At 63.5% G+C, this 13692-nt stretch carries 8 protein-coding genes and 1 pseudogene; 4 read left to right on the forward strand and 5 right to left on the reverse strand.

Annotation, left to right across the window (positions count from 1 at the left end; translation table 11 throughout):
• Positions 1-51 precede the first annotated feature (51 nt).
• Positions 52-1758 (reverse strand): IlvD/Edd family dehydratase, encoded by a 1707-nt coding sequence (locus tag ACVIN2_RS09095; RefSeq protein ID WP_456769677.1) that lies wholly within the window; start codon positions 1756-1758, stop codon positions 52-54.
• 175 nt (positions 1759-1933) lie between these two features.
• On the opposite strand from ACVIN2_RS09095, the gene ACVIN2_RS09100 reads away from it, so the two are divergent.
• Together ACVIN2_RS09100 and ACVIN2_RS09105 are read left to right on the forward strand one after the other, a co-directional pair.
• The gene (locus ACVIN2_RS09100) at positions 1934-2638 is read left to right on the forward strand and encodes a GntR family transcriptional regulator (protein ID WP_456765353.1); all 705 of its coding nucleotides are present in this window, start codon (positions 1934-1936) and stop codon (positions 2636-2638) included.
• Positions 2639-2963: 325 nt separating this feature from the next.
• Complete coding sequence (locus tag ACVIN2_RS09105) at positions 2964-5258, forward strand: PAS domain-containing protein (protein ID WP_456765354.1); 2295 nt, start codon at positions 2964-2966, stop codon at positions 5256-5258.
• Positions 5259-5390: 132 nt separating this feature from the next.
• Here ACVIN2_RS09105 and ACVIN2_RS09110 read toward each other — a convergent pair whose 3' ends face one another.
• Positions 5391-5804, reverse strand: coding sequence for a hypothetical protein (locus tag ACVIN2_RS09110; protein WP_456765355.1), 414 nt, complete (start codon positions 5802-5804; stop codon positions 5391-5393).
• A gap of 298 nt (positions 5805-6102) precedes the next feature.
• On the opposite strand from ACVIN2_RS09110, the gene ACVIN2_RS09115 reads away from it, so the two are divergent.
• The gene (locus ACVIN2_RS09115; RefSeq protein ID WP_456765356.1) at positions 6103-7374 is read left to right on the forward strand and encodes an MFS transporter; all 1272 of its coding nucleotides are present in this window, start codon (positions 6103-6105) and stop codon (positions 7372-7374) included.
• 197 nt (positions 7375-7571) lie between these two features.
• Here ACVIN2_RS09115 and ACVIN2_RS09120 read toward each other — a convergent pair whose 3' ends face one another.
• Positions 7572-8396 (reverse strand): NAD-dependent epimerase/dehydratase family protein, encoded by an 825-nt coding sequence (locus ACVIN2_RS09120; RefSeq protein WP_456765357.1) that lies wholly within the window; start codon positions 8394-8396, stop codon positions 7572-7574.
• A gap of 89 nt (positions 8397-8485) precedes the next feature.
• Here ACVIN2_RS09120 and ACVIN2_RS09125 point away from each other — a divergent pair, with 89 nt between their 5' ends.
• Positions 8486-9454: an SMP-30/gluconolactonase/LRE family protein gene (locus ACVIN2_RS09125; RefSeq protein ID WP_456765358.1), complete on the forward strand. Its 969-nt coding sequence runs from the start codon at positions 8486-8488 to the stop codon at positions 9452-9454.
• A gap of 157 nt (positions 9455-9611) precedes the next feature.
• Here the strand turns inward: ACVIN2_RS09125 and ACVIN2_RS09130 are convergent, their stop codons facing one another.
• Both ACVIN2_RS09130 and ACVIN2_RS09135 read right to left on the reverse strand, forming a co-directional pair.
• The gene (locus ACVIN2_RS09130) at positions 9612-11042 is read right to left on the reverse strand and encodes an aldehyde dehydrogenase family protein (RefSeq protein ID WP_456765359.1); all 1431 of its coding nucleotides are present in this window, start codon (positions 11040-11042) and stop codon (positions 9612-9614) included.
• Between the two features lie 205 nt (positions 11043-11247).
• Positions 11248-13622, reverse strand: a pseudogene (locus tag ACVIN2_RS09135) (1-deoxy-D-xylulose-5-phosphate synthase N-terminal domain-containing protein).
• Positions 13623-13692: the final 70 nt, after the last annotated feature.

Genomic DNA, 13692 nt, shown 5'->3' on the forward strand with positions numbered 1-13692 from the left:
TGTTTTATCGCCCGCCGCTTGTGCGGTCTGAGCGCTCGTTCGAGTGGTTGATCAGCCTTTGCCAGTCCTCTGCATAAAATCGAAGTCACAGCCCTCGTCGGCTTGCATAATGGTCTCATTGAACAGCCAGGCGTAGCCGCGCCGCGCCTCCTCCGGCGCAGCCGCCGGTTTCAATGCGGCACGGCGGCGCTCCAGCTCGGCGGCATCGACCAGCAGCTCGATGCTGCGTTTCGCAACATCCAGCCGGATCATGTCGCCGTTCTGCACCAGCGCCAGCGGCCCGCCGACGGCGGATTCCGGCGTGATGTGCAGCACGATGGTGCCGAACGCGGTGCCGCTCATGCGCGCATCGGAAATGCGCACCATGTCCTTGGTACCGCCACGCGCGAGCTTCTTGGGGATCGGCAGATAACCCGCCTCCGGCATGCCGGGCGCGCCTTTGGGGCCGGCGTTGCGCAGCACCAGCACGTCATCGGCGGTGACGTCGAGATCGGGATCATCGACGCGAAGCGTCATGTCCTCGACGGATTCGAACACCACCGCACGGCCCGTATGCTGCAACAGCTTTGGGCTTGCAGCCGACTGCTTGATGACCGCGCCGCGCGGGGCGAGGTTACCGTGCAGGACGGCGAGGCCGCCTTCCTTCTTGATCGGATTGTCGCGCGAGCGGATCGCGTCCTGGCCGGGCACGTCCTCCGCGTTCGCCGCGATCTCGCGCAGCGTCTGCCCTGTGATGGTCGTCGCATCGAGATCGACGAGATCGCCGAGCTGCGCCAGCAGCTTCGGCACACCACCGGCATGATGGAAGTGCTCCATGTAATGCTCGCCGGACGGTTTGAGATCGATCAGCACCGGCACCTCGCGGCCGATCTGGTCGAACACCCCGAGGTCGAGCCGGTGCGGCGAGCGATGGGCCATCGCGGTCAGATGGATCAGGCCGTTGGTCGAGCCGCCGATCGCCTGGAGTACGACCTGTGCGTTTTTGAACGACGCCGGTGTCAGCACCTCGCTCGGCTTCGGGCCCTTGGTCTTGGCCATCTCGGCGGCCACCCTGCCGCTCGCCTCGGCAAGCCGAAAGCGCTCCGCATGTGGCGCGGGAATCGTCGCGCTCATCGGCAGCGACAGACCCATGGCCTCGATCATGCAGGCCATGGTCGAGGCCGTGCCCATCACCATGCAGGTGCCGACCGACGGCGCAAGTCGGCCGTTGACCGCCTCGATCTCGACAGCGTCCATTTCGCCGGCGCGATACTTGCCCCAGAGACGGCGACAATCGGTGCAGGCGCCCAGCACCTCGCCCTTGTGATGACCAACCACCATGGGGCCAACGGGAATGACCACTGTCGGCAGGTCGGCGCTGATCGCCGCCATCACCTGCGCAGGAAGAGTCTTGTCGCAGCCGCCGATGACGATCACCGAATCCATCGGCTGGGCCCGGATCATCTCCTCGGTGTCCATCGCCATCAGATTGCGCAGATACATCGAGGTCGGATGCGCAAAACTTTCAGCGATCGAGATGGTCGGGAACACGAACGGCATCGCGCCCGACAGCATCACGCCGCGCTTGGCGGCCTCGATGATCTGCGGGACGTTGCCGTGGCAGGGATTGTAATCGCTGTAGGTATTGGTGATGCCGACGATCGGACGCTCCAGCGCGTCGTCGGAATAGCCCATGGCCTTGATGAACGCCTTGCGCAGGAACAGCGAGAAGCCGGCATCGCCATAACTCGTCAGCCCTTTGCGCAACCCACTCGTCATCATGCCACTCCCATCACCGGGTCATTGTCGTACAGCCTGCCCCTTGATTGTCAATAAGGCAGACGTCAAGCCTGCCATTTTCGCCATTGGCGCCCTGCTGACGACCAGATTATTGACAATCCGAGCCTTCCCTGCTCCACAGGACGGACCGGCCAGGCGCCGGGGGGCCAAGGGCATGTCCGACACTCACACCGCAGACAGCATGACGGTCCGGCGCGACGATCCGGACGACATCGTCGCGCGGCTCGAGGAGGACATCATCTTCGGCCGCCTCGCGCCAGGCGCGCGCCTCACGGAAGACGCGCTGATGTCGGCTTACGGCACCTCGCGCCACTTCGTGCGCCAGGCGCTGGTGGATGCGGAGCGCCGCGGCATCGTCCGCCGTGAAAAGAATGTCGGCGCCACCGTGCGGTTCTACTCGGCCGAAGAGGTCCGGCAGATCTACGAGGTCCGGGAGATGCTGACCCGGCAGGCGGCGCTGATGATCCCCCTGCCCGCTCCGCAAGGCCTGATCGACGAGCTCTCCGCATTGCAGCGGCAATATTGCGCGAGAGCGGATTTGCAGGACCTGCGCGGCATCCACGAGGCCAACGACGCCTTCCACCTCGCGCTGTTCTCAGCGTGCGGCAATCCCTATCTGGTGCGCTCGCTGCAGGACTACATGAACCTGACCCTGCCGATGCGCGCCAAGAACCTCGCCGACAGCGACGGGCTGGCACAATCGCGCCGCCAGCACGAGTTGATGATCGAGCTGTTGAAGGGCCGTGACAGTTGGGCACTGGCCCAGCTCTGTGTGGATCACATGCAGTTCAGCAAGAAGGATTACCTGGCGCGGATTGCGGGTGGCGAGGTCGAACGTCGGGACGTGCCGAACAAGTGAAAGACGTCCACTTACAGCGCTGAGATTCGTTCGGACAAAGCCGCGATTTCTGCTTGCGCCTCGCGTTCCGAACCCGATCTTGCACCTTTGGCCGAGACGGTTTCAACTGTATGTTGGTAACAAACAGCTGGCGCACTGGTTGAGTTGCTCATGCCCATGATCGACCGTACGGCGGCGCAGAGCTGCGAGAATATTGATGGTTGACCTGCCTAGCGCGCAGCCGCTGGAGAGAGGCCCGCCGGTCCAGGCGCTCTTGCATAGCTGCGATTGGACCAAGTCACCGCTCGGCCCACCGCAGGGGTGGTCACCGACGCTTCGGTCAGTCGTGAGTCTGGCGCTGGACTCGAAGTTTCCGATGTTCGTGGCTTGGGGCCCGGAACTCGGTTTCATTTACAACGACGCCTACGCTGAGATCCTCGCCGACAAGCATCCGGCTGCTTTCGGCGCTCGCTTCCATGACATTTGGGCCGAGATCTGGGACGATATCTGGCCTCTGATCCAAAAAGCCATGGCTGGCGAGGCAACTTGGCAAGAGAACCTGCCGCTCATCATGAACCGGCGCGGCTACGATGAGCAGACCTGGTTTACCTTCTCCTATTCGGCGGTTCGCGAGCCCACGGGCGAAGTGATGGGCATGTTCTGCGCCGTCGCGGAGACCACCGGCCAGGTGCTTGCAGAAGCGGCGCTGCGCGAAAGCGAAGCCAGGGCCGCGGCGATCACGAACTCCATCGACCAGATGATCTGGTCCACGCGACCTGATGGGTTCCACGACTTCTATAATCAGCGTTGGTACGAGTTCACCGGCGTACCGCAAGGTTCCACAGACGGCGAAGCTTGGAACGGAATGTTCCACCCCGAAGATCGAGAGGCCGCATGGTCTGCTTGGCGTCACTCCCTGGAAACCGGCCAACCGTATCAGATCGAGTATCGTCTCCGTCATCGATCCGGGCAGTACCGATGGGTGCTTGGACGTGCGCAGCCAGTGCGCGACGCAGATGGCGTGATCTTGCGATGGTACGGGACCTGTACAGACATTGAGGACATGGTCGCCGCTCGGGAGATCCTGGCCCGATCGCGCGAACAGCTCGAACGCCTTGTTCAGGAGCGCACGGAGGAGCGCAATCAGCTCTGGAGTGGTACCAACCTCTTGGTCGCGGTGGTTGCTTTCGACTCGACCATACGAGAGGTCAATCCGGCCTGGCCAGCGCTGCTCGGCTGGTCTCAAGCTGAGATCGTGGGACGACCCTATACTCAGTTCATCCACCCCGACGACATCGAAGGATCGCGCCTCTGGGCCGACGAACTCGCGGCTAACGATGAATCCGGCGAATTCGAGAACCGTTACCTATGCAAAGACGGAGCGTATCGTTGGATCGCCTGGTCGGTCACCGCTAGCAAGGGAGCTTTTCACTGTATCGGTCGTGACATCCATCGTCAGAAAGAGCAGGCCGAAGCACTGAGAGCCGCCGAAGAGGCCCTCCGCCAAGCGCAAAAAATGGAAGCCGTCGGGCATCTCACGGGCGGCATCGCGCACGACTTCAACAACATGTTGTCGATCGTGCTGGGCTCACTCGACCTTCTGAAGCGCCGAACGGCCGAACTCGACCCGCGCGCCAAGCGCTATCTCGAAGCTGCCATGGACGGAGCGCGCCGCGCTGCCTTGCTTACGCAGCGCCTCCTTGCGTTCTCCCGGCAACAGCCGTTGAAGCCCCAACCCATCGATATCAACAAGCTCGTCTCGGGGATGTCCGGGTTCATACGCGGCTCACTCGGCAGTGATGTAAGGTTAGAGACTGCGCTGGATTCAGACGTCTGGCGCATCTCAGCCGACGCAAACCAACTTGAAAATGTCCTCCTGAACCTTGCAGTGAATGCCCGCGACGCAATGCCGGAGGGCGGCCGGCTCACCATCGAAACTCACAACGCTGATTTGGACGACCGCTATCTGGCAAGCGAACCAGGCGTCCTGGCAGGGCAATATGTATTAATCGCGGTGACGGACACCGGCTCCGGCATGCCTGCGGACGTAATGGCCAAAGCCTTCGACCCCTTCTTCACCACCAAGGCTGTCGGCAAAGGCACCGGCCTTGGTCTCAGCCAGGTATACGGCTTCGTCAAACAGTCGGGCGGCCACGTCAAGATCTACTCGGAACCCGGCGAAGGGACAACATTCAAGGTCTACCTGCCGAGGCTCGTGGATGCGACCGAGCCCGTTTTCACGGAAAAAGCAGCCGCGTTCCTGCCTACCGACGACAATCACGAGCTTATCCTGGTGGTGGAGGACGAGCCCGCAGTGCGCCAGTATAGTGTCGATGCATTGATTGAACTGGGCTACCGCGTGATGGAGGCAGAAAGCGCAGAAGCGGCGCTGCAGCTTTTGGACGAAACCCCGGACGTCAGCCTACTATTCACAGACATCGTCATGCCGGACATCAACGGGGCGAAGCTCTCTGAAGAAGCGCTTCGACGCCGAGCGGATCTGAAGGTTCTTTTCACGACGGGCTATACGCCCAACGCGATGCTCCAAAATCGTGTGGCAAGACCCGGCGTGGCCGTGCTCAGCAAGCCTTTCACCGTCGAGGAACTCGCAGTGAAGGTGCGAGAGGTGCTGGACGGCTAGTCAGCGAGAGCGCACCGGTTCTGCGCAATGGGCTACGTTGCGCCCCGCCGTCGTACCCAGATCAAGTTGTCGCTCCCACCAGCCCACTCTCGCGCCGATTCCCGTGAGGCCGCGGCAGGCCAGAACGCGCGTTCAATACCGCCTCAGCAGGCCGCGCTCCACGCTGGTATCGCCATAACCAGCGCAGGCGCTTTTCGGATCTCTGACCAGGTCCGTCCGGACACGCCTGAACGTTTTGGCGGCGGCGTCGGACACCTCGATGCGGAATTTACCGGGATCGGAGGTTTCGCCATCGCGGGCCTTGATGGCCGCCGCATAGGCGTCGATCATCGCCATCGCGGCATCCGTGCTGCCGAGGAGTCGAGCGCCGAGCTGGACACTGCCGGCACCATTGACCTCGTAGCCGACGCATCGTTGTTCGAGCACCGCGGACGCGGTGACGAGCTGGTCGAGAAACGTCGCCTCGGCGTCGCTGAGCATCGCGGCTCGCGCCGGGCCCGACATGATCAGCGCGAGCAGTACGACGGCTGGCAATTTGATTTTCATTGTCCTGACTCGCGCTGCCGCAATCGAACCTAATCGCGGCACCGGTTGCCGAAATGCGATCGCGCAGATCGAGAACCAAATGCCAAAGGCATGGTTGACCTAGATCAATGGGCAGGGCGGCCAAGCCAAAGCTCGGCCCTTGCATGCGCTCGCTCTCAGTGACCCGAGGCACGGTGTCGAGATTGGCATCAAAACCTTTTGTCAACCCATCGAAATAGTGCGCCGTCGGAAATAGATAGGACCGGCGCCCAGCGGCGAATCACACGTTCTTCCCGTATTCCATCCCGACCGAAATGGCATGACCGAACAAACCCTGACCGAGCCGATCGCCGAGCAGCAAGCGCCATCCCGCGGCTTCTCGCGCTACCAGGCGATCCTCGTCGCGCTGCTGGCGCTGGTCCAATTCACGATCATCATCGATTTCATGATCATGTCGCCGCTCGGCGCCATCATGATGCCGGCGCTCGATATATCGGCCGCCCAGTTCGGGGTGGCGGTCTCGGCCTACGCGTTCAGCGCGGGAATTTCCGGCATCCTGGCGGCCGGCTTCGCCGACCGGTTCGATCGCAAACGGCTGCTGTTGTTCTTCTACGCCGGCTTCACCCTTGGCACGGCGCTGTGCGCGATCGCGCCCAACTATCATCTGTTGCTGCTGGGGCGGATCGTGACCGGCCTGTTCGGCGGCGTGATCGGCTCGGTCGTGCTCGCCATCGTCACCGATCTGTTTACGCTGCAATTGCGCGGCCGCGTCATGGGCTTCGTGCAAACCGCCTTCGCCGCAAGCCAGGTGCTGGGCATCCCGGCCGGTCTTTTCCTGGCCAATCAGTGGAACTGGCACGTCGCGTTCGGCGCGCTGGTCGGCCTGTCGGTCATTGGGATGGCCGCCGTGATGTTCCTGATGAAGCCGGTGAACGGCCATCTCGGGCTGAAGCAGGATCGAAACCCGTTTCGGCATCTGATCGCAACGGTCTCGCAGCCGCGTTATTGGATGGCGTTCTCGGTGACGACCCTGCTGGCGACCGGCGGCTACATGCTGATGCCGTTCGGCAGCGCCTACACCGTGCACAATCTCGGCATCGACATTGTGCATCTGCCGACGATCTATCTCGTCTCCGGCCTGTTCAGCATTGTCATCGGCCCGCTGGTAGGGCGCGCGAGCGATGCCTTCGGCAAATACCCGACCTTCGTCTTCGGCAGCGCCATGTCCATCGTCATGGTGCTGATCTACACGCACCTCGGTCAGGTGAGCCTGACGGTCGCGATCCTGGTCAACGTACTGATGTTCGTCGGCATCTTCTCCCGCATGATCCCGTCGCAGGCGCTGATTTCCGCAATCCCCGAGCCGGCGCAACGCGGCTCCTTCAGCGCGGTCGGCGCGTCGCTGCAGCAGCTCTCCGGCGGGCTCGGCTCAGTGCTCGCCGCCGCGCTCATCGCGCAGGACGCCGACGGCACGCTCCGGCATTTCGACCGGTTGGGATACGTCGTCGTGACGACGGCGGTGATTTCCCTGATCCTGATGTATTTCGTGCAGAGGCCCATCGCGGCCCAGGCCGGCAAGCGCGTTGTTTGAGATGCCGGTTTTCTTTCGCCTCTCCCCGCTTGCGGGGAGAGGCCGGAATTCGCGCTGAAAGCGGGAATTCCGGGTGAGGGGGACTCTCCGCGAATCCGATTGTCACGACCCTTGCCGAGACGGCCCCTCACCCCACCCTCTCCCCGTAAGAACGGGGCGAGGGAGCGCACCTGCAGCGCGGCTATCCAATCGAGCTCCTACCGCTTATTCCAATCGATGATGCGACTTGTGTCGCCGTCGAACTCGTTGCTGCAGAACGCGCCGCCCTGGTAGTGATCGCCGACCGGATCGGGCTTCAGCTTGGCCTGCTCCGCCATCGCGTGCGCCACATGGTCCTCGGAGCGCCCCGTGGGACGGTAGCCGAACTCGTAGGCGCGGTGATTGTCCCACCACGCGCGCTCGTTCAGGGACACGCCGTAGAAGATCTCGAAATGAATGTCGGGATGCTCGAGCCCGATCTGGCAGAGTTGCACCAGATCTTCGGGCTTCAGCCAGATCGAGATCCGGCGAAGGTCCAGCGGCACGTCGCCGAAATTGCCGATGCGAAGGCAAGTCACCTTCAGGCCATGCTTGTCGGCATAGAGCGCGCCAACCGCTTCGCCGAACACCTTGCTGACGCCATAGCGGCCGTCGGGGCGCGGGGTCACGTCGGTGCCGATCTTGTGGTGGCGCGGATAGAATCCGACGGCATGGTTCGAGGAGGCGAACACCACGCGCTTGACGCCCTTGCGGTACGCGGCCTCGAACAGATTGTAGCCGCCGATGATGTTGGCCTGGAGGATGTCGTTCCAGGGACCTTCGACCGAATAGCCGCCGAAATGGATGATGCCGTCGACGCCCTCGCAGATCGCCTCGCACTGGGCAAGGTCGGAGAGGTCCGCCGCCTTGAATTGCTCGTTGGGGCCGAGATCGGCCGGCGGGCGGATGTCGCTGAGCAGAAGATCCGGATAGATCGGCGGCAACAGTTTTCGCAGGCGCGTTCCAATCCCGCCTGAAGCTCCCGTCATCAAGATGCGCGACATGTCTTTCCTCGTCTTTGGCGACCGATTTGCCGTCAGGTGTCTCTAATGATAGCTGGATTGTCCAGAGGGAACGAAACGAGAGAACCGAGATGAATGAGGCATCGTCCCACACTCAAGGCTGGCGGCCGGCGACCTATTATCCCGATCCCGCGATAAAAGCACTCGATCCCCGCTTCGAAAAATACTGGCTGAAGCTCTCGGCGGTGGAGCGGCTGACGACCGGCCTGCGCTGGGCCGAGGGTCCAGTGTGGTTCGGCGACGGGCGCTATCTCCTGTGCAGCGACATTCCAAACCAGCGCATCGTCAAATGGGAGGAGGAGACCGGCGCCGTCAGCGTGTTCCGCAAGCCCTCCAATTTCGCCAACGGCAACACCAGGGATCGCCAGGGTCGGCTCGTCACCTGCGAGCATGGTGGGCGGCGCGTGACCCGCACCGAATATGACGGCAGCATCACCGTGCTGATAGACTCGTTCGGCGGCAAGAAGCTCAACTCGCCGAACGACGTCGTGGTGAAATCCGATGGCGCGATCTGGTTCACCGATCCCACCTTCGGCCTGCTCGGCAATTACGAGGGCTACAAGGCCGAGCCCGAGATCGAGCCGAACGTCTACCGGCTCGATCCCGCGACCGGCAAGGCGACCATCGTTGCCGAAGGCGTGCTCGGCCCCAACGGGCTGTGCTTCTCGCCGGACGAGAAAATCCTCTACGTCGTGGAATCACGGGGCGTGCCGAACCGCAAGATCCTCGCCTATGACGTCTCGCCTGATGGCACCACGATCTCCAACAAGCGCGTCCACATCGACGCGGGTCCAGGCACGCCTGACGGCATGCGCTGCGACATCGACGGCAATCTCTGGTGCGGCTGGGGCATGGGCGATCCCGAACTCGACGGCGTCGTGGTGTTCGCGCCCGACGGCGTCATGATCGGCCGCATCGCGCTGCCCGAGCGCTGCGCCAATCTCTGCTTCGGCGGCGTCAAGCGCAACCGCCTGTTCATGGCGGCAAGCCAGTCGATCTACGCGTTGTATGTGAACACGCAGGGCGCGGTCGGGGGATAAGGCTTCGCCCGATTCCGCGACGGTCCTTAGCCCGGATGGAGCGAAGCGCAATCCGGGACAGTCCCCGCATTCCGCTTCGCTCCATGCGGGCTACGACCAAACAAAAACGCCGGAGCGGTTTCCCGCTCCGGCGTCATGTTAACCCAGGCGATAAAGCCTACGCCGCGTTGAAGCCGGCGACGGCCTTCACCTCGAGGAAGTCCTCGAGGCCGTATTTGCCCCACTCGCGGCCGTTGCCGGACTGCTTGTAGCCGCCGAACGGCGCGGTGCGATCGTTGGGCACGCCCTGCAGATTGACGTTGCCGGCGCGGATCTGACGGCCGACGCGCTTGGCGTCTTCGACGGACGCACCCGTGACGTAGCCCGCAAGCCCATAGGGCGTGTCGTTGGCGATGTGCACGGCTTCGGTTTCGTCCTTGGCGCCGATGATGGTCAGCACAGGTCCGAAGATCTCTTCACGCGCAATCGTCATGTCGGGGGTGACGTCGGCAAAGATGGTGGGACGGACATAGAAGCCCTTGTTGACGCCTTCGGGCAGGCCGGGGCCGCCGGCGACGAGCGTTGCGCCCTCGTCGATGCCCTTCTTGATCAGGCCCTGGATCTTGTCCCACTGGCCGCGGTTGACCACGGGACCGATGGTGGTGCCTTCCGCGCGCGGATCGCCCGCCTTGGTCTTGTCGGCGACAGCCTTCGCGATCGCGGCGACCTCCTTCATCTTCGAGGCCGGCACGATCATGCGCGAGGGCGCGTTACAAGACTGGCCGGAGTTGTTGAACATGTGCATCACGCCGCCGGTCACCGCCTTGGTGAGGTCGGCGCCTTCGAGGATGACGTTCGGCGACTTGCCGCCGAGCTCCTGGCTGACGCGCTTCACGGTCGGTGCCGCACGCTTGGCAACGTCGATGCCGGCGCGGGTCGAGCCGGTGAAGGAGATCATGTCGATGTCGGGATGCTCGCTCATGGCGGCGCCGACCTCCGGGCCGAGACCGTTGACGAGGTTGAACACGCCCTTCGGCACGCCGGCTTCATGGAGGATTTCCGCGAAGATCAGCGCCGAGGTCGGGGTGAATTCCGACGGCTTCAGGATCATGGTGCAGCCGGCGGCGAGCGCGGGCGCGACCTTGCAGGCGATCTGGTTGAGCGGCCAGTTCCAGGGCGTGATCATGCCGACCACGCCGACCGGCTCGCGCAGCACCATGGCGGTGCCGACCGGTTCCTCGAAATGATAGTTCTTGAGCACGTCGAGCGTGGTCATGAGGTGGCCAAGGCCGGCGCCGGCCTGCAGCTTTTCGGCCATCGGCAGCGGCGCGCCCATCTCGTCGGAGACGGCGGCACCGATCTCCTTGAGACGGCCCTTGTAGATCTCGATGACCTTGGTGAGCAGCGCGACGCGCTCGTCACGGCTGGTCTGGGAGAACGTCACGAACGCGCGCTTGGCGGCAGCGACGGCTTTGTCAACGTCGGCCTTGGAGCCCAGCGCAACCTCGTACATCGCCTCTTCCGTCGCCGGGTTGACCACGGCGGTGGACTTCTTGACAGCGGGATCGACCCAGGCGCCGTCGATGTAGAATTGCATGCGATTGACCATAGTGAACCTCTTCTTGGGGGCTTGGGGGCGTTTCGGCAGGCATCCTTGCACGAAAGCGCCGGCAATTGAACCCGCCATGTGCGGGGCCAGCATTGCGGCGGACGGAGGTCATATGAGCCGATGGCGGAGGGGTGGCAAGGTCTCGCCTCACTCACGATGTCATCCCGGCCTAGTGCGCAATTGCGCACTAGGCCGGGGCGACGAATTAAACCGCCATCTTCCGATGCAGCACCGGCGCGCCGGTGGTGAGGCTTTCGGCCGCATCGATGATGGCGTTGGCGTCGATGCCGTGGTGGCGGTAGAGGTCGGCGATGGTGCCGGTCTGACCGAACTGCTCGACGCCGAGCGCCTCGACGCGATGGCCGCGGACGCTGCCGAGCCAGCCGAGCGCCGCCGGATGGCCGTCGATCACGGTCACGATGCCGCAGTCGCGCGGCAGCGGCGCGAGCAGTTTTTCGATATGGCTGAGATGCTGCACGCCGCGCCGATCACGGCGCAATTTCCGTGCGGCGGTCCATCCCGCATGCAGGCGATCCGCGGACGTGATCGCGAGCAGGCCGATGTCGCGCCGGCTCTCGCCGATGAAGCCGGTCGCCTCGATCGCTTCTGGCGCAACGGCGCCGGTATAGGCGATGATGAGTTCGGCATTGGGGCCCGGCTTGCGCAGCCAATAGGCGCCGTCGGTGATGCCCTGTGCGAGCTCCGGTGTCATGATCCGCTGCGCCTGCTCGATGCTGCGCGTCGAAAGCCGCAAATAGACCGAGCCGCCCTCGCCCGGATCGCGCTGCATGTGGTTGAAACCCCAACCCATGATCACGGCGAGTTCGTCGACAAAGGCCGGCTCGAACGAGGCGAGGCCGTCCTGCGCCATGCCGATCAAGGGCGTTGCGATCGACTGATGCGCGCCGCCTTCAGGTGCCAGCGTGATGCCCGACGGCGTTGCCGCCACCATGAAGCGGGCATCCTGGTAGCAGGCATAGTTCAGCGCATCGAGACCGCGCTCGATGAAGGGATCGTAGAGCGTGCCGACCGGCAGCAGCCGTTCGCCGTTGATCTGGTGCGACAGGCCGAGCGCGGAGAGCATGATGAACAGGTTCATCTCGGCGATGCCGAGCTCGAGATGCTGGCCCTTGGGCGAGAAATCCCAGTTGAAGGTGGATGGAATTTTCTCGCTGCGGAATAAGTCCGCCTTCTCGCCGCGCGCGAACAGGCCACGCCGGTTCACCCACGGACCGAGATTGGTCGAGACGGTGACGTCAGGCGATGTCGTGACGATGCGCCTGGCAAGCTCGCTGTCGCCGCGCGCGATCTCGTTCAGCACCAGCCCAAAACCCTGCTGGGTCGACATCTGCGGCGCCGGCTTGAAGGCGAGCTGCGACGGCACTTCGATCACAGGCGCGGTGAGCCGGCGGCCGTCCTGGTTGAACGGCACGCGCGCGAGGAAGGCGTCGAGCTCGGCGGGACTTTGGGCGAGCCCCTCGTATCTGTCCCATTCGTGTCCGGGCCGGATGTTCTGGCTGTCGCGAAATTTCTCCATCTGCGCGACCGTCATCAGGCCGGCGTGATTGTCCTTGTGGCCCTGGAACGGCAGGCCGACGCCCTTGATGGTGTAGGCGATGAAGCAGACTGGGCGATCGTGATCGATGGATTCGAAGGCGTCCAGCATGCTCGCCATGTCATGGCCGCCGAGGTTCGACATCAGCGCCAGCAATTCGTCGTCGCTGCGCTTGTCGATCAGCTTGGTGATGGGGCCCTGATCGCCGATCTCGTCGTGAAGATGTTTGCGGAACGCCGCGCCGCCCTGGAAACACAAGGCGGCGTAGAGCGCGTTCGGGCAATTGTCGATCCAGCGCTTCAGCGCCTCGCCGCCAGCTTCCGCAAAGGCCTCGCGCATCAGCCGGCCGTATTTCACGATCACCACGTCCCAGCCGAAATTGCGGAACACGGTCTCGAACTTTTCCCAGAGACCTTCGCGGACGACGGCATCGAGCGACTGCCTGTTATAGTCGACCACCCACCAGGTGTTGCGCAGCCCGTGCTTCCAGCCTTCCGCCAGCGCCTCGAAGATGTTGCCCTCGTCCATCTCGGCGTCGCCGACCAGCGCGATCATCCGCCCTTCGCGGCGATCCTTCATCCAGCCATGTGCCTTGACGTAGTCCTGCACCAGCGAGGCGAACAGCGTCTGCGCAACGCCGAGGCCGACCGAGCCGGTGGAGAAATCGACGTCGTCGACGTCCTTGGTGCGCGAGGGATAGGACTGCGCGCCCTTGAAGCCACGAAAATTCTCCAACTTCTCGCGGCTCTGCCGGCCGAACAGATACTGGATGGCATGGAACACCGGGCTCGCATGCGGCTTCACCGCGACGCGATCTTCGGGCTTCAGCACGTGGAAATACAGCGCCGACATGATGGTGGCGAGCGAGGCCGACGAGGCCTGATGTCCCCCGACCTTCCCCCGACCTTCAGGCCGTCCGCATTCGGGCGGATGTGGTTGGCGTGATGGATGGTCCATGACGACAGCCACAGCGCCTTGCGGGCGAGCGCGGTCAATGTGTCGAGGCGGTCGGTATCAACGGGCATGGCAATGCTCCCGGAAAACAGGTGCCCGATGATACCCCTGCGGGAAGCGCCAAACTTCTCAATTTCTCGC

It is taken from the genome of Bradyrhizobium sp. USDA 3650 (assembly GCF_054057395.1).

Coding starts and splice junctions, on each gene's coding strand:
- ACVIN2_RS09110 (WP_456765355.1), bottom strand. CDS start 5,804: ATGAAAATCAAATTGCCAGCCGTCGTACTGCTCGCGCTGATCATGTCG.
- ACVIN2_RS09115 (WP_456765356.1), top strand. CDS start 6,103: ATGACCGAACAAACCCTGACCGAGCCGATCGCCGAGCAGCAAGCGCCA.
- ACVIN2_RS09100 (WP_456765353.1), top strand. CDS start 1,934: ATGTCCGACACTCACACCGCAGACAGCATGACGGTCCGGCGCGACGAT.
- ACVIN2_RS09120 (WP_456765357.1), bottom strand. CDS start 8,396: ATGTCGCGCATCTTGATGACGGGAGCTTCAGGCGGGATTGGAACGCGC.
- ACVIN2_RS09130 (WP_456765359.1), bottom strand. CDS start 11,042: ATGGTCAATCGCATGCAATTCTACATCGACGGCGCCTGGGTCGATCCC.
- ACVIN2_RS09095 (WP_456769677.1), bottom strand. CDS start 1,758: ATGACGAGTGGGTTGCGCAAAGGGCTGACGAGTTATGGCGATGCCGGC.
- ACVIN2_RS09125 (WP_456765358.1), top strand. CDS start 8,486: ATGAATGAGGCATCGTCCCACACTCAAGGCTGGCGGCCGGCGACCTAT.